At 63.8% G+C, this 21,038-nt stretch carries 16 protein-coding genes; 7 read left to right on the top strand and 9 right to left on the bottom strand.

Annotated elements, in window-relative coordinates:
* Positions 1-25 precede the first annotated feature (25 nt).
* Both RBH22_RS16630 and RBH22_RS16625 read right to left on the bottom strand, forming a co-directional pair.
* A complete protein-coding gene (locus RBH22_RS16630; RefSeq protein WP_199723140.1) occupies positions 26-187 on the bottom strand; it encodes a hypothetical protein in 162 nt (53 codons plus the stop codon).
* A 129-nt stretch (positions 188-316) separates the two neighbouring features.
* Positions 317-733: a hypothetical protein gene (locus RBH22_RS16625; RefSeq protein ID WP_306678381.1), complete on the bottom strand. Its 417-nt coding sequence runs from the start codon at positions 731-733 to the stop codon at positions 317-319.
* 490 nt (positions 734-1,223) lie between these two features.
* On the opposite strand from RBH22_RS16625, the gene RBH22_RS16620 reads away from it, so the two are divergent.
* Positions 1,224-2,969: a BCCT family transporter gene (locus RBH22_RS16620; protein ID WP_306678379.1), complete on the top strand. Its 1,746-nt coding sequence runs from the start codon at positions 1,224-1,226 to the stop codon at positions 2,967-2,969.
* 342 nt (positions 2,970-3,311) lie between these two features.
* Here RBH22_RS16620 and RBH22_RS16615 read toward each other — a convergent pair whose 3' ends face one another.
* The 3 genes from RBH22_RS16615 to folP form a co-directional block, all read right to left on the bottom strand.
* Complete coding sequence (locus tag RBH22_RS16615) at positions 3,312-3,563, bottom strand: hypothetical protein (RefSeq protein ID WP_306678377.1); 252 nt, start codon at positions 3,561-3,563, stop codon at positions 3,312-3,314.
* A 25-nt stretch (positions 3,564-3,588) separates the two neighbouring features.
* Complete coding sequence (locus RBH22_RS16610; RefSeq protein WP_256289310.1) at positions 3,589-4,197, bottom strand: hypothetical protein; 609 nt, start codon at positions 4,195-4,197, stop codon at positions 3,589-3,591.
* Positions 4,198-4,294: 97 nt separating this feature from the next.
* Positions 4,295-6,772, bottom strand: coding sequence for a dihydropteroate synthase (gene folP / locus RBH22_RS16605; RefSeq protein ID WP_306678374.1), 2,478 nt, complete (start codon positions 6,770-6,772; stop codon positions 4,295-4,297).
* A gap of 368 nt (positions 6,773-7,140) precedes the next feature.
* Here folP and RBH22_RS16600 point away from each other — a divergent pair, with 368 nt between their 5' ends.
* Positions 7,141-8,865, top strand: a complete 1,725-nt coding sequence (locus RBH22_RS16600) for a formate--tetrahydrofolate ligase (protein WP_256289308.1) — start codon at positions 7,141-7,143, stop codon at positions 8,863-8,865.
* A gap of 62 nt (positions 8,866-8,927) precedes the next feature.
* On the opposite strand, the gene RBH22_RS16595 is transcribed toward RBH22_RS16600, so the two are convergent.
* Positions 8,928-9,488, bottom strand: a complete 561-nt coding sequence (locus RBH22_RS16595; protein ID WP_306678372.1) for a hypothetical protein — start codon at positions 9,486-9,488, stop codon at positions 8,928-8,930.
* A gap of 345 nt (positions 9,489-9,833) precedes the next feature.
* Between RBH22_RS16595 and fdhF the strand changes: the two genes are divergently transcribed.
* Positions 9,834-11,948 (top strand): formate dehydrogenase subunit alpha, encoded by a 2,115-nt coding sequence (gene fdhF / locus RBH22_RS16590; protein ID WP_306678370.1) that lies wholly within the window; start codon positions 9,834-9,836, stop codon positions 11,946-11,948.
* A gap of 53 nt (positions 11,949-12,001) precedes the next feature.
* On the opposite strand, the gene RBH22_RS16585 is transcribed toward fdhF, so the two are convergent.
* The 3 genes from RBH22_RS16585 to RBH22_RS16575 all read right to left on the bottom strand — a co-directional run bounded on the left by RBH22_RS16585 (position 12,002) and on the right by RBH22_RS16575 (position 14,928).
* Positions 12,002-13,819, bottom strand: a complete 1,818-nt coding sequence (locus RBH22_RS16585) for an aldehyde ferredoxin oxidoreductase C-terminal domain-containing protein (RefSeq protein ID WP_306678368.1) — start codon at positions 13,817-13,819, stop codon at positions 12,002-12,004.
* Positions 13,820-14,005: 186 nt separating this feature from the next.
* The gene (locus tag RBH22_RS16580) at positions 14,006-14,386 is read right to left on the bottom strand and encodes a Rid family detoxifying hydrolase (RefSeq protein ID WP_121570016.1); all 381 of its coding nucleotides are present in this window, start codon (positions 14,384-14,386) and stop codon (positions 14,006-14,008) included.
* Positions 14,387-14,514: 128 nt separating this feature from the next.
* A complete protein-coding gene (locus RBH22_RS16575) occupies positions 14,515-14,928 on the bottom strand; it encodes a DMT family transporter (protein ID WP_256289304.1) in 414 nt (137 codons plus the stop codon).
* A gap of 209 nt (positions 14,929-15,137) precedes the next feature.
* Here RBH22_RS16575 and RBH22_RS16570 point away from each other — a divergent pair, with 209 nt between their 5' ends.
* The 4 genes from RBH22_RS16570 (at position 15,138) to RBH22_RS16555 (ending at position 21,002) form a co-directional block, all read left to right on the top strand.
* Positions 15,138-16,418 (top strand): NAD-binding protein, encoded by a 1,281-nt coding sequence (locus RBH22_RS16570; protein WP_306678365.1) that lies wholly within the window; start codon positions 15,138-15,140, stop codon positions 16,416-16,418.
* Between the two features lie 80 nt (positions 16,419-16,498).
* On the top strand, positions 16,499-18,364 hold the full coding sequence (locus RBH22_RS16565) for a BCCT family transporter (RefSeq protein WP_306678363.1): 1,866 nt from the start codon (positions 16,499-16,501) through the stop codon (positions 18,362-18,364).
* A 362-nt stretch (positions 18,365-18,726) separates the two neighbouring features.
* Positions 18,727-19,983, top strand: a complete 1,257-nt coding sequence (locus tag RBH22_RS16560) for a transposase (RefSeq protein WP_306678361.1) — start codon at positions 18,727-18,729, stop codon at positions 19,981-19,983.
* Positions 19,984-20,108: 125 nt separating this feature from the next.
* Positions 20,109-21,002: a bifunctional methylenetetrahydrofolate dehydrogenase/methenyltetrahydrofolate cyclohydrolase gene (locus RBH22_RS16555; RefSeq protein ID WP_306678359.1), complete on the top strand. Its 894-nt coding sequence runs from the start codon at positions 20,109-20,111 to the stop codon at positions 21,000-21,002.
* The last annotated feature ends 36 nt before the right edge of the window (positions 21,003-21,038 follow it).

Genomic DNA, 21,038 nt, shown 5'->3' with positions numbered 1-21,038 from the left:
CGAATCGAGCAGGTGAACGCGGGGACTACTCCCCGACCAACCGTTTTTCTCGAAAGTAGATGACGATGCTGGCACTGAAAAACAGCACGCCGGCAGCAGCGTAGTTGCCCACAGTCATCGCGAGGACGGCGACCGCGAAGAGGACGACCACGAAGAGAGCGGCGGCCGTCGCAAGATAGTTTGGCATACGTCGTGTGCGCGGTGTGAACACGTATAATACTGTCGTCCATCCAAGACAGCGGCCCTATACTGTCGGACATAACTTTCCGCAACACCCGGAGTACCGCATATTGCCACGAATCCACGTCCGATAAGATCAGTAGTCGTGTCTGAACTCCCAGTGGTACCGACATTCGTGGCACGTCGCCCACTCGGGGACCTCGATCGTGTTCGGGTGCCGGTGGCCGTGTTCCATCTCCGAGCCACAGACCGAGCAGAAAAAGTGCTGAAGTTCGAGGTCCAGGAACTGGTCGTAATCGTACTCTGCGACGCATCGAGGACAGTCGATATCGTCGTGCGGGTGGCGCTGGTAGATGTCGCTACCACAGCGATCACACCGCAAAAGCGCAGGCGGCCGCGACCCCCAGCCCACGTCGCCGTCGAGCGTCGTCGTACTCGTCTCCGGACTCGACAAGCGGAAGCCGGACTTCTCCGGATCGGCGCGAAGCGGCGCAACGATCCGGACCCCCAGGCGTCGGAGCCATCGAACCACAACAAGTAAGGATTCAATCACTATGTGGATTAGGGGTCGTATGCACGTTAATTTCACGCACACTGGTCTGTCACACTTTGCCAACCAGCAATCAAGAGAGAGGAATGGATATATGTACCTTCGTCCGTGCGTACCGCACGCAACGGTTTATCGAAACAACGTACCCCGACACAGGAACCACACGAGGGCATAAATCCGTGAGTGACCACGCTGCAAGAATACGTCTACAGAGTGTAATCGCCGGTTTTAGTCTCTCACTGGCGAATATTGCCCAAGCTTTATTATATCTCAACGATTGATAGTGAGTGAGGTTGTGTAACATTCCACTCAGGAGTGACTCAACCAACGACGTGCGACGGTGGGTACACTCCCGGCGTCGGCAGTACAGGGCGGAAACCGAGCTGAGCGGGAGAGCGGACCTGGGGGAGACAGACGAGCCGCAATACCCGAATCGGTGGCACCACAATGATACCAAACGAACCACGTAAATTCGGCGCAGCGGAGGTAGCGTATGTCAGATAGCGACGACGGAGGAATGAGCGATGGACTCCAGGTGGAGCTGTTCCACCCCGAGTCCGACCGGAAGCCGGGCGACACGAACATCCAGCGGTTCGGATTCGACATCCATCCGATCGTGTTCCCGGTCGCACTGCTTTTGATCGCGGTGTTCATCGCAGTAACGGTGCTTCTCGGCGATCAGGCCGCACAGGCGTACTCGGCAGTGCGTAGCTTCTTCGAGGGGAACTTCGGCTGGTTCTACCTCCTGGCGGTGAACATCTTCATCGTCACAATACTGTACTTCGCGCTGGGCAAATTCGGAACGATCCGGATCGGCGGCGTCGAAGCAGAAAAGGAGTTCAGCGACTTCGCGTGGATGGCGATGCTGTTCAGCGCTGGGATGGGTATCGGCCTGATGTTCTTCAGCGTCTCCGAACCGCTGTACTACGTCTCGAACGTACCAGGGTTCTACAATGCTGAGGCAGGAACCGGCGCAGCGGGCGTAGCCGCGATGACACAGACGTTCTTCCACTGGGGCTTCCACCCGTGGGCGATCTACGGTCTGGTCGGACTCGGGCTCGCCTTCTTCTCGTTCAACCGCGGGCTACCGCTGACGTTCCGGTCGATCTTCTGGCCGCTGCTCGGTGAGCGGATCTACGGCTGGCCAGGTCACGTCATCGACCTCGTGACGGTGTTCGCGACGCTGTTCGGACTCGCGACATCGCTGGGGCTCGGCGTGGCGCAGGTCAACACGGGGCTGTCGTACGTCCTCGGCGATATGCTGGGGCTCGTGAGCATCCCGACCGGAACGATTCCACAGGTACTCTTGATCGCCGGTATCACAGCCATCGCGACGATGTCCGTCGCCGCCGGTCTCGAAGGCGGCGTCAAGCGACTGAGCACGATCAACCTCTACCTGATGTTGACCCTACTCGGGTTCCTCCTCATCGTGGGCCCGACGCTGTACATCTTCGGTGCCTGGGTCGAAGGCCTCGGCGCGTACTTCGGCAGTCTCCTCTCGCTGTCGTTCTTCACCGGAACGATGGGCGAGGGTGGTGGTACCGTCGGTGCGTGGACGGTGTTCTACTGGGCCTGGTGGATCGCGTGGTCCCCCTTCGTCGGGATGTTCATCGCGCGTATCTCGAAGGGCCGGACCGTCCGCGAGTTCGTGATGGGCGTGCTGTTCCTCCCATCGCTGTTCTCGACGCTCTGGCTCGCCGCGTTCGGCGGCAGCGCGCTGCAGAACACGATCGTCGGTAACGGGCAGGTGCTCGCGACCTACAACGAGTTCGGTCAGACCGTCGCGATGTTCGCGATGTTAGAGCAGTTCCCGCTCGGAGCCATTTCGGGGCTTCTGGCGACCCTGCTCGTGATCACGTTCTTCGTGACCTCCTCTGACTCGGGTTCGCTGGTCATCGACCACCTGACGTCGGGCGGTAAACACGACGTCCCGAAGGTCCAGCGCATCTTCTGGGCAGTCACCGAGGGTGCAGTCGCGGCCGTGCTGCTCATCGGCGGCGGCCTCAACGCGCTGCAGACGGCTGCGATCGCGACCGGTTTCCCGTTCGCGGTCATCCTGGTCTTGATGTGTTACACGGTCTATCAGGGCCTCAGTAACGAACACGAGATCCTCTCCTCGGAGAAGTTCGCAGAGCGCATCCAGGATCTCAGCGACGAATCCGAGATCGACGTCGTCACTTCGGGCAACGAAACGGTGACAGAGATCAGAAGCGGCGCCGACACGGAGGGCAGCGACTAAGTGTTCGGCTACCGGCATCCCGCCCTGGCCGAACCGGGAGTTCGATCGAGATCTGACATTCGATAAGACACGAGCAATCGTCGCCGCAAACGCTGCCGGCGATCGTACCGCGACGGTGATCGGCGACCGTCGTCGACTCGATTCTTCGGAACACTCACGCGACAACGAGAGCCATCAGTCCGAGTCGACATTTCGGACTAACGCCGTGAATCGTCTCGTAGCGTTTCACTGAATACACAGCCGATCACACGACCGCACGAATGCGTGCGAGTGGGTGCGTGAAGACGGGTGCACGCGACGCTATTCGTGAGCACCCAGTCGGCAGTATCGCCCGGGTGGGTGTCAGTAGTACTTCCACTCGTCGTCGTCCTCCTCAGATGGAGGACGGCGCTGGACGCCCTCCGTCTCCGAATCGGTCTCGTCGGGCCAGCTGATTCCATCGTCCTGGAGGCCCCGGTAAATGTAGCCGCCGAGAGCCACGAGCATTACGAGGAGGATTACCGTCCCCGCGAGGTTCACGGCCCCCTGAAGCGACTCGAACGGTAGCTGGAGGAGCACGTCACCGGACGCAGTGATGAGCTGTGAGACGCTCATACAGGAACTATGTGCCGCAATCGTATCAGTGTTCTTCGGCGCGACGTTCCGCCTTGTCGGCGTGGATCCATCGCCTGACCGGCCCGCCGATGCCGACAGCGGCGACGCCGAACCACACGAGCGCACCGAAGACGACCGGCAGGACGAGAACGGCGATCGACGCACCGAGCGCGACGCCGAGCAGCCCAATCCACGGATCCTGTACGCCAGCGGCGTTCGCGAGCCACGAGCCGACGATGACGAAGCCGAGCCCGCCGAGCGAGAGTAGCGCGCCGCCGAGAACGACGGCGCCGGCGACGGTGATGAGAGAGACTCCGACTCCGAAGCCCGCGAGTTGACTGTACGCGTAAACGACGAGGAAGGAGACCAGTCCGTAGGCGATGAAGCCGTAGAGCACCGATAAAATCGGGCTCTCCGTCGACGCCTCGACGGCGGCCGTCAGGCGGTCGCCGTACCGATAGATCACGAGACCTCCGAAGACGACGCTGGCCAGAAACGCGCCCACAGCCCGAGTCGGCGCTGGTGCGTCGAACACGACCGATGGATCGAACGCCTGCAGCGGTGCCACCGACTGGAAAAGGGGGCCGGCGACAGCTGCGGCAGCGACCTGTAGAATCACGCGATTGAATAACATAGCGCGTGGTGAAAGTGTATCGGTCTGCGCCGTCGCTGGGACACGGGAGAGGAGAGGAGAGGAGAGGAGAGGAGAGGAGAGGAGAGGAGAGGAGAAGTTAGGTATCGGAGTCGGGCTCAACACGGCCTTCTGCCGCACGCGCAACCGCGACGTTCTCGGCGACATCGTGAACGCGGACGACCGCTGCGCCGCGGTCGGCGGCGATCGCCGTCCCCCCGAGCGTCGGCGCAAGGCGATCGTCGTCGGCGTAATCGACCGCCTCGAACATCGACTTGCGGGAGTGCCCGATCAGAACGGGACAGTCGAGGGCCTCGAACTCGGCGGTCCGGTCGATCAGCTCGAACGATTCGGCCGGCGACTTCCCGAAGCCGCACCCCGGGTCGATGACGATCTTGTCGCCGTCGATACCAGCGCGCTGAGCCCGAATGAGCTGCTCGGAGAGTTCCTCAAGGACGTCTTCGACGACGTCGTCGTAGGTGGTCGTGCGGTCCGGGTCGACCGGCACAGTGAGACTGTGCATCAAGACGAGCGAGGCGTCGTGTGCGGCGACGACGAAGGGCATCTCCGGGTCGGCGAGCTGCGAGACGTCGTTGACGATGTCCGCGCCGGCGTCGAGCGCCGCGTCGGCCACGGCCGCTTTCCGGGTGTCGATCGAAATCGGGACGCCGAGGTCGGCGATCTCCTCGATGACCGGCACGACGCGGTCGATCTCCTCGTCGACAGGCACGGGCTCGGCACCTGGGCGGGTGCTCTCGCCCCCGACGTCGATGATGTCGACTCCGTCTTCGATCATCGCTTCGGCCCGGTCGACGGCCGCATCGAGGGCCTCGTACTCGCCGCCGTCGTGGAAGCTGTCGGGCGTGACGTTGAGGATGCCCATCACCGCCGTTCCGTCGGTAGCGAGCGGCTCCAGGCCCGCCTCACGAGGCGGTTCGACGGGATCGAGGCGGTCTTCGAGTTGCGTCGCGAGGCGGCGGAGTCCGAGGCCGTCCGCCGAGAGCGTCCGTGCGAGGTCCCGGAACTGCGCGGTTGTCCCGGCGAGCACCGTCGCCACCAACTTCTCCGGGCTGCCAGCCGTCGAGCGGTAGCACTGCCCGCCGATGTCCGAGAGGTGGTCGGCCACGCGTTCGGCCTGCTCTTTGCGAAGGTAGGTCCGGAAGACCCGTCGATCGATGCCTTCGAGAGTGTCTGCAGCGGCGTCTACCGGCTGTGGTTCGTCGGCCGTCGCACCCGGGACATCGGCGTCGAAGGTGGCACCGACGAAGGCGTTCTCGACGTGCGATTGCCGCGTCCGAGAGACGGGAACGAGCCGTCGGGTCCAGCGGTCGCGGGCCTCCGCGACCGCGTACAGCGACCCGGTGACGAGGACGAAGTCGTCCTCGTCGGCTGACTCGATCGCTCGCTCCGTGGCCTCGGGAACCGACGGGACGACGTCCACCTCCGCGGCGTACTCCGCGAGTGTGTCAGCGAGGGCGTCCGGATCTTCGGCGCGGTCGAGGTCCGGCCGGGTCGCGTACGCGGTCGCGACGGGGGGAAGCGACGCAATCATCTCGTCGTAGTCCTTGTCGGACATCGCAGCGAAGACGAGATGGAGGTCGTCGTAGTCGTAGCGCTCGACGAGGTCGGCGATGGTCTCGGCAGCACCGGGGTTGTGCGAACCGTCGAGGACGGTCATCGGGTCGGTAGACATAATCTCGAATCGCCCCGGCCACAGCACCGACCGGAGACCCTCCGCGATCGTAGTGGCGTCGACGTCGGCGATCTGTCGCGCGAGCGTGGCCGCGACGCCCGCGTTGGTAGCCTGGTGAGCGCCTAACAGAGGACTCTGCGTCTCGACCGACCAGTCCGAGCCCGTGATCGAGATCTCGCTTTCGACGTCGGAATGCATCCCGACTTCGGCCGCGACGACGTCTGGGTCCGTCTCCGCGGGGCCGACAGAGATGGCGTCCGTCACCTCGCGGATCGCATTCAGGGCCGCGCCGTCGGCACCGGTGACGAGGGGCGTATCCCGGGGAGCGACCTGTGCTTTGTCGCGTGCGATCTCTTCGATGGTGTCGCCCAGTAGTTCCGTGTGCTCTAAGCTCACGCTCGTGACGGCACTGGCCACCGGGTCGACGGCGCTCGTCGCGTCGTACCGGCCGCCGATGCCGACTTCTAACACCGCCACGTCGACATCCATCTCGCTGAAGTGTCGGAGCGCCACCGCAGTGAGAACCTCGAAGTGGGTGGGCTCGTCGTCGTCCTCGCGGAGACGGTCGACGCAGGGACCGAGTTCCGCCGCGTACTCGGCGATCTTCGATTTGGGGACCTTGCGGCCATCGACGCGTACCTGCTCGCGAAAGTCGTTCAGTCCCGGCGAGGTGAATAGGCCGACGCTCACGCCCGCGCGACGGAGGACGCTTTCGAGCATCCGCGCCGTGCTGCCCTTCCCGTTCGAACCGGCGATCTGCACGCAGTCGACGTCGAGGTGCGGATCGCCGAAGTGCGAGAGCATCCGCGCCGTCGTCTCGATCCCGAGTTTGGGCCGGCGCCGCTGAAACGAGGTGAGATAGTCGGCCGCCTCGTGATACTTCATACCACGTATTCGGCAGCGGTCACCTGATTAACCTATCGCAGAGCGACCGGAACAAGAACAGTCAGAAATAGAACAAATATAGGGTCGGAGATCACGCATACGATCATATCGGATCAGAATACGCTGATGAGGGACTGTATTCACGTCACGATCGTACGTGATAAACCGTAGTGTACCCTGTAAAATAGCATTACACGTGTAGGCACGTCAATCCACGACAATAATCGTAGGTTGTCGAATTTTTTCGAAGGAGTCCGAAAAATTCGGATAGGTTCGGGTGGATGTGGCGCGCAAACGAAACACGAAATGATATATGGGATATATGTTCTCCGATACCCTTACGTGGCCTCCGAGGGTCATCCGGAGATATGACGTCGTCAGACGACAGCGAAGGCTTCCCGACAGACTACGAGATCGCACAATCAGCGGAGATGGAACCGATCGAGGACGTCCTCGACCCCTGGGGCATCGACGCCGACGACTTCGAGGCGCACGGAGATTATAAAGCGAAACTGACGCACGATACCGTCGATCGACTCCGTGATAACGCATCCGAAAAGGAAGGAAACCTCGTACTGGTAACCGGGATGACGCCCACGCCGATGGGCGAGGGCAAGACCGTCACGACGGTCGGGCTCGGACAGACGCTCAATCACGTCGGCGAGGACGCAATGATCGCGATTCGAGAGCCGTCGCTGGGGCCTGTCTTCGGCGTCAAGGGCGGCGCGGCCGGCGGCGGCTATTCGCAGGTGCTCCCGATGGAGGACATCAACCTCCACTTCACCGGCGACCTGCACGCGCTCACGTCCGCGCACAACCTCATCTCGGCGATGCTCGACGCGAAGATTTCCCAGAGCGACGAGTTCGACGTCGACATCAACGACGTGTCGTGGCCGCGCGCGCTGGATATGAACGACCGCGCGCTTCGCGACATCGTCGTCGGCCTCGGCGGGAAGACCGGCGGCACGCCGCGCGAGGAACGCTTCCTCCTCACGGCTGCCTCGGAACTGATGGCCGTGCTCTGTCTCGCAGAGGATCTCGGCGACCTCAAAGAGCGCGTCGCGCGCATCATCGTCGCCTACGGCGAGGACGGCGAGCCGATCACCGTCGACGACATCGACGCAACCGGCCCGGCCACGATGCTCCTGAAGGACGCGATCAAGCCGAACCTCGTCCAGACCATCGAGGGCACGCCCGCGTTCGTCCACGGCGGCCCGTTCGCGAACATTGCTCACGGGACGAACTCCCTGATCGCCGACAAGGCCGCCTTCGGGATGGGCGATTATCTCGTCACGGAGGCCGGATTCGGATCGGACCTCGGCGCGGAGAAGTTCATGAACATCGTCTGCCGACTCGGCGATATGACGCCGAACGCGGTCGTTCTCGTCTCGACGGTCCGCGCGCTGAAGTACCACGGTATGGGGATGTGGCCCGCAGACCTAGACGCCGTCAAGGAGGCCGGCGTCGACGAACTCGAAGCCGGCTTCGCGAACCTCGACAAGCACGTCGAGAACCTCCAGAAGTTCGGCGTCCCGGTCGTCGTCGCGCTCAACCGCTTCCCCGACGACACCGACGAAGAGATCGAGGCAGTCATCGAACACTGTCGCGAGGACCTCGGCGTCGAAATCGCCGAATCGAACGTCTTCGCCGAGGGTAGCGAAGGCGGCGTCGACCTCGCAGAGCACGTCGTCGACGCGGTCGAGGCGGGCGACGAGGACGACTTCGACCACCTGTACCCCGACGACGCGCCGATCAAAGAGAAGATCGAGACAGTCGCGACCGAGGTCTACGGAGCGGATGGCGTCAACTACACCGGCAGCGCCGAAGACGACATCGAGCGGATGGAGGAACTCGGCTTCGACGACGCGCCTGTCTGTCTCTCGAAGACGTTCCACTCGCTGAGTGACGATCCGAGCAAGAAGGGCGCCCCCGAGGGCTGGGAACTCGAAGTCCGCGAACTCTACCCCTCGGCCGGCGCAGGGTTCATCGTCGCGCTCACGGGCGACGTGCTGGATATGCCCGGGCTTCCGGCTGAACCCGCGGCTGCCGGAATGGACATCGACGAAGACGGCAACATCAGCGGCCTGTTCTAAGACGGAGGGTCGCGGCCGTTTCGTGAGTCGGTCGCGATGCCGACCCGACCGAATCTGTGTCTTTACTTTTCGGCGGCGATGACCCAGAGTGCCCGATAGAGGTCCCACAGAGTACAATCACAGCGCTCGGCGACGGCCCGGTAGGTATCGAGATAGCGTTCGTACGCGTCGGTCGTGACTGGATCGGGATACGGTTCGTCGAGTTCCCCGAGTTCGCGGAGCGTCGCCCACTGCCGCGAGTCGACGACGACGTAGCGCTCGGGGTCGATGAACTGGCAGAACGCCGATGCGATCGGGACGTCGACGCCGGCCAGGTCAGTCAGCGACGACACCATCTCGGTTGCGGTATCAGCCTCGACAGCAGCCGAGATGGCTGCGTGAACGTCCTCGTAGTCGTTCTCGTCGTACGCGTCTTCGATCGCGCGGCGGTCCGCGTTGGGAATCTCTCCCAGAAATCGGCGACCGTACCACTGCACGACCCATTCGGCGTCGCGCCAGCCGTAATCGCCGCTCGCGAACGTCTCCGGAAGCAGATCGACGTGTTCCTCCTCGACGGTCGAGAGGGCTTGCACCTCGGGATATGCGCGGCGTTTCTCGTCGACAACCGCTGCAGTGAGTTCCATACACGCGGTAGCCCCGCCAGTCGCCTCAACGTTTTCCTCCGGCGCAGAACCGAACAGGATCGGCCAGAACACAACACGTTCGTGAGTTGTCTCGATCGGTGTCGGCTCGTGTTCAGAGGTGATAGATTATCGATATATCTACAAAGAGACAACGATCGGTGGGGAGGATCTGTCGTTACAGCAGGTCGAATCGTCGGAGATGTCTCCGGATAGCCCGTTAGGCCGGAAGCCCACCGCTGGAGTCGATCGTCCGGATAAACCGGTGTACTGTATGTGAGAAAGATTCATACTTGTGGCAAGGAAGGAATACGAACGAGATGATCCATCAGCGGGAGGAGTCCAATAATGTCAAGTGAAGATCAAGATCCGGTGAAGACGATCTGTCCGTACTGTGGCGTCGGGTGCGGCATCCAGGTACAGCCAGGCGAGGAGCCGAGCGATATGCGATTTATGCCGTGGGGCGACGCCCCCGTCAACGACGGCCGCGTCTGCATCAAAGGCGGTGCGGCGACGCAGGTCGTCGACCACGAGGACCGACTCACGGAGCCGTTGATCAAGGAAGACGGCGAGTTCCGCGAGGCGTCGTGGGACGAGGCCTACGAGCGTATCGTCTCGGAGATGGAGTCCATCCGCGAGGAGCACGGCCCCGACGCGATGGGCTTTTTCGGCTCCTCGAAGACGATGAACGAGGAGAACTACCTCCTCCAGAAACTCGCGCGCCGCTACGGCACCAACAACGTCGACAACTGCACCCGGATGTGTCACGCCTCGACCGTCTGGGCGCTGCGGACGAGCCTCGGCGCGGGCGCGATGACAAACAGTATGGAGGACCTTATGAACGAGGCCGACGTGCTGTGGATCCAGGGGGCGAACCCCGCCGAACAGCACCCCATCGCGAACAGCAACTACTTCCGCCAGGCGGTGCTCGACGGCGCGACCGTCATCCAGGTCGACCCCCACGCCAACAAGACGACCCGCTCCTTCGAGATCGAGGACACCGACCGCCACCAGCACCTCCAGCTCGAACCGGGCACCGACATCCCGCTTCTCAACATCGTCCTCAAAACGGTCCTCGAAAACGACTGGGTGGACGAGGAGTTCATCGCAGAGCGCACCGAGGGCATCGAGGATCTGCGCGAGACGCTGGAAGACTTCGACAAGGAAGCCGCCGCCGAGGAGTGCGGCGTCCCGCTCGAAGACATCGAGCTCGCCGCCGAGAAGTACGCGAACGCCGACAACGCTGCCATCTTCACCGGGATGGGGATGAGCCAGCACACCTGCGGCGTCGACAACGTCCAAAACGAGATCAATCTCGCGCTCGTCACCGGCAATCTCGGTCGTCCCGGCACCGGCGTCAACCCGCTACGCGGGCAGAACAACGTCCAGGGGACGAGCGACGTCGGCGCGATGCCGAACGTCCTGCCGGGCTACCAACTCGTCGACGACGACGAGGCGCGCGAGAGCGTCGAAGACGTCTGGGGATTCGAGGTTCCCGACGAACCGGGACTGACGAACGTCGAGATCACCCACAACATCGGCGAGAAAATCCACGGGATGTACGTGATGGGCGAGAACCCCGTGATGTCCGAACCCGACGCCAACCGCGTCGCCGAGCGCTTAGAGGAAGTCGACTTCCTGATGGTGCAGGACATCTTTATGACCGAAACCGCCGAGTTCGCCGACGTCGTCCTCCCGGCGACGACGTGGGCCGAGCGGGGCGGCACCGTCACCAACACCGACCGCCGCGTCCAGCGGATGCGGCCGGTCCAGAAGGTCCACGAGAACACCAAGCACGACCTCGACATCCTCTGTGAGGTCGGGACCCGCCTGTTCGGTGAGGGCTTCGACTTCGACACCCCCGAGGAAGTGTTTGAGGAACTCCGGGAGGTCTGTCCGATCTACCACGGGATGACCTACGACCGCCTCGGGGAGGACGGCGTCCACTGGCCCTGCTACGAACCCGGCGACGAGGGCGACCCGTTCCTCTACGAGGACAGCTTCGACACCGAGAGCGGTCTCGGCCAGATCGAAGGCGTCACCCACCAGCCCCCGAAGGAGACGCCCGACGACGAGTACCCGCTCATCCTGACTACCGCGCGACTCGAAGAGCACTACAACACGGGGACGATGAGCCGGCGCTCGCCGCGCCTCAACAACCAGTACCCGGAGAACTTCGTCGACGTGCACCCGAACGACGCCGAGCGCTACGGGATCGAAGACGGCGAGAAGGTCACGATCAAATCCCGCCGCGGTGAGATCACCGTCGAGGCTCACGTCACAGAAGACATCAAAGAGGGCGTCATCTGGACGACGCCGCACTTCGCGGCCGCGTCGGCCAACCGCCTCACGAACGACGTGCTCGACGAGCGCGCGAAGATTCCGGAGTACAAGGCCGCCGCCGCCGAGATCGAAGTCGGCGTCGAGCCATCCGAGGGCAGCGACGCACCGGCCGACGACTGATCACAGCGCGCAGTCGCGACTCCCAGTTCAGTTTTTTGCGGACGGATCTGACCTCAATCGTCACAGCTCGCCAGTGACTCGCGAGCCACGGGCGTGTCGTCGTCGACGACGTCGAGGAGATCAAGTCGGTCCAGGAGCGCCCGGGTGGGAACCCCCGCTGCGCTCCAGTCGCGGGCGGCGTAGTAGCGGCGTCGCAGTCGGTCGAACCACGTCGTGTCGATGGCGCGTCCGTCCGCGGGACCGCCGGCGAGCGGACGCTCGAAGGCCGACGGGAGCGTCTCGTCCGCGGCGTCGAACCCCTCCCGGACGTTGAACAGGCGCGTGAGCGTCCAGGTGCGTTCGCCGACGCGGAGTAGTTCCGCGGGATCGGTCGGCGCTGGTGTGTCCACCGTCGAGAGCCACTCGGCCCCGAGGTCGTCTTCGAGGACGGCGCCGGCGAAGTCGTCGGCGACGAGACTCCAGAGGACCGAGGTGATCGTCTGTTCGCGGATCACCAAGCGGACGCGGTCGGCGTCGTCCCACGAATCGCCATGAAACACTTCGGTCTCGGCCGGGAGCGAGCGGCGGTGACAGGCCCCGCGGTCGCTCGTCGCGTATGCCAGCGCCATCGACGGGGATCCGCGCGGGTCGTAGGCGGGGACCTCCATCGACTTGATCGTCGGGACGAGGTCCGCACCGCCGAGCGATTCGGCGGCCGCCTCGACGCCGTCGGCGAGTGCGTCGGCGACGCCCGATTCTCGTGCAGCGATCCCCTCGATGAGATCTCGTGCCGCGTCGTCGTCGCCGAAGGTGGGCGCGCCGTCGAGCACCGGATCGAGGTCGACGGCCCCCGCATCCGCGGCGCGGATCGCCCACGCGACCGCGTTGCCGGCGCTGATGACGTCGAGGCCGAGTCGGTCGCAGACCTGTCCCAGCGTCGCGACGGCGTCGAAGTCGTCGATTCCGAGGCCCGCACCGAGCGACATCTGGGTCGCGCCGCGCGGCACCGACTCGCCAGTCTCGGTCTCGACGCGGAAGCCGCCGGGCACGTCACCCTCGCGCTCGCGGTCGACGGCCGCGTCGCGGACGGCGTCGATGCCGATGGCGTCCGCGCCGTCAAATGAGCCCTCCTGCCACCCGCGCGTGGAGAGGACGCCTACCTCGTCGGCGAAGTCGACGGTTTCCAGCGTCGCGCTCGCGGCGTGCCAGCGCCCGACGTCGGTCTCGCGGTAGCGGCGTTCGTACTCCTCGCGGAGCGCCGCGGTCTCGGAGTCGAGATCGAGCGGAGCGCCACTCGCGACGACGGCTTTCAGCCCCTTTGCTCCCATCACCGCGCCCGCGCCGCCGCGACCGGCGTGGTGGTCCCCGCCGTCGGAGGCGATCGTCGCGTATCGCACGCGGTTCTCGCCCGCGGGGCCGACGCAGGCGACCGAGCTTTCGAAGGCGTCGCAGGTCTCGACGACGTCGCGGCCCCAGAGATCGGGTGCCGGCGAGAGCGTCGCCTCGCCGTCGTCGAGTTCGAGCACGGTGGGCTCTTCGGCCTGCCCGGTGATCGCGACGCCGAGCGCGCCATCGAGCGCGCCGACGAGGTTGGCAGCGAAGTCGCCGCCGCTGTAGGAATCGAGGAACGTACCCGTCAACGGTGAGCGGGTGATCGCCGCGAACTGCGGTTCGCCGGGAAGGAGGCCGCTCAGCGGCCCAATCATAAACAGAAGGTAGTTGTCCGGGCCGAGCGGATCGGTCCCGGGTGCGAGTCGCTCGTAGAGATAGCGGGCACCGAGCCCTTTGCCGCCCACGTACTCGGCCAGCCACCGCTCCGGGATCGGGTCGCGCTCGACCGTGCCGGCGCTCAGGTCGACCCGGAGAAGATCGGTGGGAGCCGCGTCGTTCATACGAGAGACCGTAGCAGGGCGAGATTCATTAAGCGTTTGCTATGGGTAGGTTCGTGTCAGTCGCTGGACCGGGTGAGGTGTGTCGAGCGGTTCAGCGGGCGAGGTGTGTCGAGCGGTTCAGCGGGCGAGGTGTGTCGAGCGATTCGACAGGTGTTCGGTGCGGCTCGGCGGGTGCTTCGGAACGCCTCACTCGGTCGTCGCGATCGCTTCGATCTCGACGGCCGCACCCTTCGGGACGGCGCCGGCTCCAACAGCGCTGCGTGCGGGCGGTTCCTCGTCGAAGAACTCGCTGTACGCCTCGTTGAACTCGTCGAAGTCGTCGATGTCGTCGAGGAAAACAGTCGTCTTCAGCACGTCCGAGAGCGAGAGCCCCTCGGATTCGAGAATGGCTTCGACGTTGCGCAGGCACTGTCGCGTCTGGTCTGCAACCGACTCGTCGTCGAGGAGTTCGCCGTCGGTCGTCAACGGGAGCTGTCCGGCGGTGATCAGAATGCTACCGTTCGTCGTTGCCTGGCTGTACGCGCCGACTGCGGCGGGTGCGTCGTCCGTGCTGATGGTTCGCTTCATACGCAGTCGACTACCTCAGCTGGCGTCTTAAAAGTCGGTAGAGTGGCCACGACGGGCACATCGTGACAGTCTGAAAATATGTTGTGTCTTCGTCGGTTGCGTCGATAGCTCAGCGCCTCGGGGAGTCACTACCCCTGATTGATGATGACGATAGCGACGAGCGCGAGACCAATGCCGATCGCCTTCTGGAACGACAGCGGTTCACCGAGCGCGGCGACGCTGATCACGGCGGCCGTGACGAAGTACATCCCACCGATCGTCGAGACGACGGCGGTCGATCCGACCGTGACGCCGACGAACGTCGAGACGACGCCGACCGCGGCCGCGACACCCGCGACAGCGGAGTAGAGCAGTCCGCGCTGCGTCACCGCCAGCGACGCGTCGGAGTAGACTACGTAGAGGCCTGTGACCACTGTCGCGGTCAGGTACGACGCGAACGCGGCCATCTCGGGGTCGATCGTGTTCGAGGCGACGTCGCCGAAGATGATCCAAAAACCCCACGCGAGCATCGTACCCATACCGAACAGGATCGCAGGGTTCACACGGGCACACCTCCGCGTGAACGGGTCCAGCAGACGGCGACTCGTCTCCGAATTGAGACGCCGATCGGCAGACAAGCCAGTCGGAGTACTATCTGTTTTCGTGACATATTCGATGCTACACCGCTGGGGATGTTTAGCCTGCCGGTGGGACACAAAAAGACAACGAGACAACAGTACAGTTTTTATCTCCGATACTCGAAGGTATGATAGTGGTTGACTCACGCGACGAGACCGGCGAGCGGCCGTTCGAGGAGGTGTTCTATCCGACGGATCGCGTCCCGTTCGTCGAGTGGCGGGAGTTTTCGGGGGCAAAGCCGACGGTCGCGCTGACTGCCGCGGTGACGGTACTCGCGTTCGTAACCGGGCTCTCGAACCTGAGCCAGGCGCAGCCCGTCGTCGCCGGGCCGCTCGCGGGCGTCCTGCCGATGGCGGAGACGTTCGTCCGCTTTGCGGGCGTCCTGTTCGCGTTTCCACTGGGGATCGTAACGTTCGGACTCCGACGACGGAAGCGACTCGCGTGGATGGCAGCGACAGCGCTCCTTCCGGGGCTCGCACTGCTGCCGCTCACGACGGGGCGAACGACAGAGATCCCGCTGTTGCTCCTTATCCTCGTCACCTTCCCGCTCCTCGTCTGGAACCGGGAGGGGTTCGAGCAGACGCTCGACCTCTCGTCGTTTCAGATCGCGTCGCTGACCTCGATCCTGGGCGTCGGCCTCTACGGAACCGTCGGCTCCTACGGCCTCCGCGGACAGTTCATAGGTCTCGACGGCTGGGGCGACGCGATCTACTACGTCATCGTCACTATCGCGACGGTCGGCTACGGCGACATCACGCCGACGACGGCGGAAGCGAAACTGTTCTCGCTATCGGTGATCCTGTTCGGCACGGGCGCGTTCACCGTCGCAATCGGCGCGCTCATCGGCCCCGCGATCGAATCCCGGATGGCGGCTGCCTTCGGAACTATGACCGCATCAGAACTCTCACTCCTCGAGGATCACGTGGTGGTCCTCGGATACGGCGACGTGACAGAATCGTTCCTCGAACGGGTCGGCGACGAGACTGACCTCGTCGTCGTCACGCCCGACGCCGACGCCGCGTCCCGGTTGACCGATCAGGGAATCGAAGTCCTGACCGACGATCCCACGGACGAGTCGGCGCTCGAAGACGCACGAGTGGACGTCGCGAGCGGCGTCGCTGTCGCGGGCGACGACGACGCCGAGAACGTCTTAGCCGTCCTCGCGGCGCGAAACGTGAATCCCGACGTTCGGATCGTCGCCGTCGCCAACGAGGAGACGCACGTCGGCAAACTGGACGCCGTCGGAGCCGACGAGGTGATCGATCTACGGGCGATCGGCGGGCAACTCCTCGGAGCGTCCGTGTTGAATGGAAGCGCGGACGGGACCGCCCGCGACGACTTGCTGGGAGTTTCGGTGACGGGGGACCGCTCCGATGGATCGGACGACGCAACGGGCAATGCGGAGGGGACGTGACCACCGTGTCCAAAGCGGCGCCGAACTCGGCTGCAGTGACAGGCAACAGAATGATAGTGCCTCCTGCTAACAGATAACGTATGAGTACGACTGACGGCACGGGTTCCCAACAGATGTTGGCGAGCGCCCTTCTATTGGCGTTCGTCGGATCTGGCGGGGTCGTCTTGGTCGGGTTCTTCTTCCCCTCCTTCGTCGGTCAGGCGCTCGGAGGGCAGACGTGGCTCGTACTCGCACTCGTGTTTTTCGGCTCCGGTCTCGGGTATCTCGCCGCGCTGCCGTACGAGCGGATCCGCCCGGACGTCTCAAGCGAGTCGTCGCTGCTCCGCATCCGACGCGGTTCCGTGCGTGCGGTGCTCTCAGATATCGTCTCAGTCCACGATCCGGTGACACTCGGGCTACCGATACTCGTCTTCACGCTCTACTTCGGATTCCAATTCACGTTTCCCGGAACCACGGCGGCGGTCGTCGACGGCCTGACGAACTCCGTACTTCGAGGGCTGGGACCGGTGCTGTTGGGGACCGTGCTCCTGTCGGTCGGCTACTGCGCAGTGCTGCTGTTCAGCTCCTGGGGCGACGTCAAGCTCGGCGGCGAGGACGTCGAACCCACCTACACGTACCCGACGTACTTCGCGCTCGTGTTCACTGCGGGAATCGCTGCCGGCATCGTCTTCTGGGGGCCCGCAGAGGCGCTCTTTCACTATCGACAGCCGCCGCCGTACTTCGACGTGGCCGCGGGCTCTGAGGCCGCGATCGGGGCGGCGCTCGTGTACGCGCTCTTTCACTGGGGGATCTCGGCGTGGAGCGCCTACGCGGTCGTCGGGATTCCGATCGCCTACTTCGTGTTCGAGCGCGGGGCGCCCCTCCGGGTGTCGTCGATTCTGACGCCGTTCCTCGGCGTCGACGGACTGGACTCCTCGTGGAGTCGCCTCGTCGACACGCTCGCGGTGTTCGCGACGATCGGCGGCGTCGCGACCTCAATCGCGCTCGTCTCCCAGCAGTTCCTGGCGGGCGTCGAGTACCAGTGGGGCGTTCCACCCGGCGGGCTCGGTCCAGTGCTGTTCGTCGGAGGGCTGGCCGCGGTCTACGTCCTCTCTGCGGTGTCGGGGTTGCATCGGGGCATCCGCCGGATCGCGGGCCTCACTGTCGTCTTGTTCGGCCTGTTCGCGCTCTTGCTCCTCGTCGTCGGCCCGCGCTCGTTCATCGCAGAGCGCGCGGCGACCGCACTCGGGGCGTACGTCGTCAACTTCGTGCCAATGAGCCTGTACGCGACCGGGTCGTGGGTCACCGAGTGGACCGTCTGGAACTGGGCGTGGTGGTTCTCGTGGGCTCCGTTCGCGGGAATGTTCCTGGCTGCTCTGTCTCGCGGACGACGGCTGCGAACCGTCGCATTCACGAGCGTCGTGGCCACGTCGGCGGCGACCGGCGTGTGGTTCCTCGTTTTCGGCGGGACGTCGCTGTCGATCCAGCACTCCGGACGGGCTGACGTCCTCGCGGCCATCGCGGAACGCGGCGGTTCGGAGGCGGTTGCGGGCTTTCCCCTGCTGTCGGCGCTGCCGCTCGGCGACCTCCTCTTATTCTTGTTCCTGGCGCTCATCGTCGTGTTTATGGTAACCTCCGCGGACACGTCGACGCTGATCGCCGCGATTCTCGCGTCGCGGCGAGGTGTCGCTCCGTCCCGAGGAAGCATCGCGATCTGGGGTGCGTTTCAGGCCGCCGTGGCTCTTGCCGTGCTTCTCGTCGGAGGGGCGGAGACGCTCCAGGCGCTGGCCGTGCTCACGGGCGCTCCGTTCGCTATTCTGGCGCTCCTCTCGTTGTCGGGGCTGTCGCTCGCGCTCTATCGTGAGGAACGCGGCCAGGACCACACCTCGATCGTGCGGCAGGCGTTCGATCGACTGCCGGAGGTTCAAACCCACCACGACGTCGAACCGCCGGATCGGAAACAGTGAGGGAGCCGCCGGTGCGTTCTCACCGCCGATCGACAGAGGACGAGCCTCGGGTGACGTCGCTCCCACCGTCTCGACGAACAGTTCATACGCGCGGTGACGACGTTAGATCACGCTCGGTGACAACGTTAGATCACGCATCTGATACGGAATCCGCTAACGGGGTAACGACGGGTCGCCAGAGACGTCGACGCCGGCCAATCAGAGAAAACCGAAATACCCGCGTGAAAGCGGCTTTCTGAAGCGGTAGCGCGGAGTCCCTTTCCTCAAGGAGCGACCCGAGGGAGCGAGTAGGGAGAGGAGGAGCGCGTTCGTATAAATCACAACCACCTAATTATAAGTAGTCATCTTGCTACATTGAAATTGTGGCAGACGACTACGTGCGTCGGACGGCAATCACTCGTCTCGAAGTTACGGACGAGCAACGCGACTTCCTCGAAGAAACCATCTCCGAGTGGAAGCGTGGCTGCCAACTCGCCACGGATATGGCGTGGAACGTCTGCAACGCTAAGAGCGACGTCCAGCCCCTCGCCTACGACGACGTACGCGAACACACCGACCTCGGCAGTCAGCACGCGATTCTCGCCACCCACCAAGCCGCCCAAGCCATCACCGGTTGTCTCGAACGCCGCTCGGAAGGCAAGACGGTGAGCAAGCCCACCTTCACCGCACCGACCGTGAAGTACGATACGCGGACTATGACGCTGTTTGACGACGATACGGTGTCGCTCTCCACCACGGAGAGTCGCGTCCGGTGTGACCTTGCGCTGCCCGATGCCGACGACGGCTACCAACACAAGTACCTTGACTCCGACGAGTGGAGTGTCACGGAAAGCACGCTCACCGCCCGTGACGGCGAGTACTTCTTGCATATCGGCTTCCGCCGATCGAAGACCGACACCGAGCGGAACACTGCCGAGGACGGAACGGTTCTCGGGGTCGACCTCGGTATCGAAAACCTCGCCGTCACCAGTACGGCGTACTTCTTCAGCGGGCGGAAGCTAACCCACGACCTCCGTGAGTTTGAGAGGGTACGTGCTGGACTCCAACAAACCGGGACGCGAAGCGCCCACCGAACGCTCGAACAGTCGAGTGGTCGTGAACTTCGCTACGTCCGTGACGTACTCCACCAAGCGTCCAACGCTATCATAGACGAAGCACTCCGATACGACTGTGACATAATTGCGTTCGAGGACTTGACGAACCTCCGCGACCGAACCGGTGCGTCGTGGGGGCACAAATGGGCGTTCCGAACGCTGTACGAGCAAGTGGAGTACAAGGCCGAGGCAGAAGGTATCTCGGTGAAGCAAGTGGGGTCGGCGTACACGTCTCAGCGGTGCGCCGAGTGTGGGTTCACGGCGGATGAGAACCGCCCGACCCGAAACGACTTCCGGTGCGTGAAGTGCGAGGCGGAAGCGAACGCGGACTACAACGCGGCGAAGAACATCGGGATGCGGTATGTCCGTCGAGGCCAACAGTCGTCTCGACGGACGGGCAACAGTCAACTTGCCCTCAAGTCTGGAACAGTGACACCGAAGCGCGGATTTACCGCCTACCCGGAAGGGTTCGAGGCCGAGTTCACGGACAAGCCCCGTCCTCAACGAGCGCGTCAGCGCGAGTAGGGCGGGGTAGTTGACTGTGTTGACTATTCCTCCCAGATACATATCCGGGTCGAGAAGAAAGTACATTTCAGAGGATTCGTGGGACCGCACGATACCGTACGCGCGTGCCCGCGGACTACGAACATATGACAACTACGATAGACGGCAACGAGGTCGGGGATGGGATTCGAGCGGACGTATCGGACTCAGTCGAGGCGCTTCGAGACGAAGGGGTCACACCCGGACTGGCGACGGTTCTGATGAGCGACGACGGAGCGAGCAAGACGTACGTCTCGATGAAGCAGCAAGCGTGTGACGAACTCGGCATCGAGAGTTATCACCACGATATCGACCCGGGGGCTCCGGCGGAAGTGTTGTTCGACCGCATCGACGAACTGAACGCCGATCCCGACGTGCACGGAATTCTCGTCCAGATGCCCGTGCCGGACCACGTCGACGAGCGGGCCGTGTTGAACCGAATCGAACCGGAGAAAGACATCGACGGGTTCCACCCCGAAAACGTCGGTCGCCTCGTCGCGGGGAACGCGCGGTACAAGCCCTGCACCCCCCACGGCGTACAGAAGTTGTTGGAGGCCTACGACATCGAAACCGAAGGGAAAGACGCCGTCGTCGTCGGCCGCTCGGACATCGTCGGCAAACCGATGGCGAATCTGCTCATCCAGCGCGGCACGGGCGGGAACGCGACGACGACAGTGTGTCACTCGCGGACACAGGACCTCGCCGAAAAGACGCGGAACGCGGACATCGTCGTCGCGGCCGCCGGCGTTCCGGAGATGATCGACGCTGAGATGCTGAGCGAGGGCGCGGTCGTGATCGACGTCGGGATCAATCGCGTCGACGCCAACACCGAGAAAGGGTACCAACTCGTCGGCGACGTCGACTTCGAGAGTGCCAAAGAGAAAGCGAGCGCGATCACGCCCGTCCCGGGCGGCGTCGGCCCACTCACGATTGCGATGCTGATGTACAACACCGTCAAAGCTGCGAGCCTGCAGTCAGGCGTCGACGTCGACCTGCCGTAGGGAGATAGCTGGGGAGGGAGTCGAGAGCAGTCCGGT

This window comes from Halobellus sp. H-GB7, from assembly GCF_030848585.1.
GTDB lineage: Archaea > Halobacteriota > Halobacteria > Halobacteriales > Haloferacaceae > Haloquadratum > Haloquadratum inordinatus.
The sequence above is the reverse complement of the archived record's forward strand: the minus strand, read 5'-3'. Positions and strand labels throughout refer to the sequence as shown.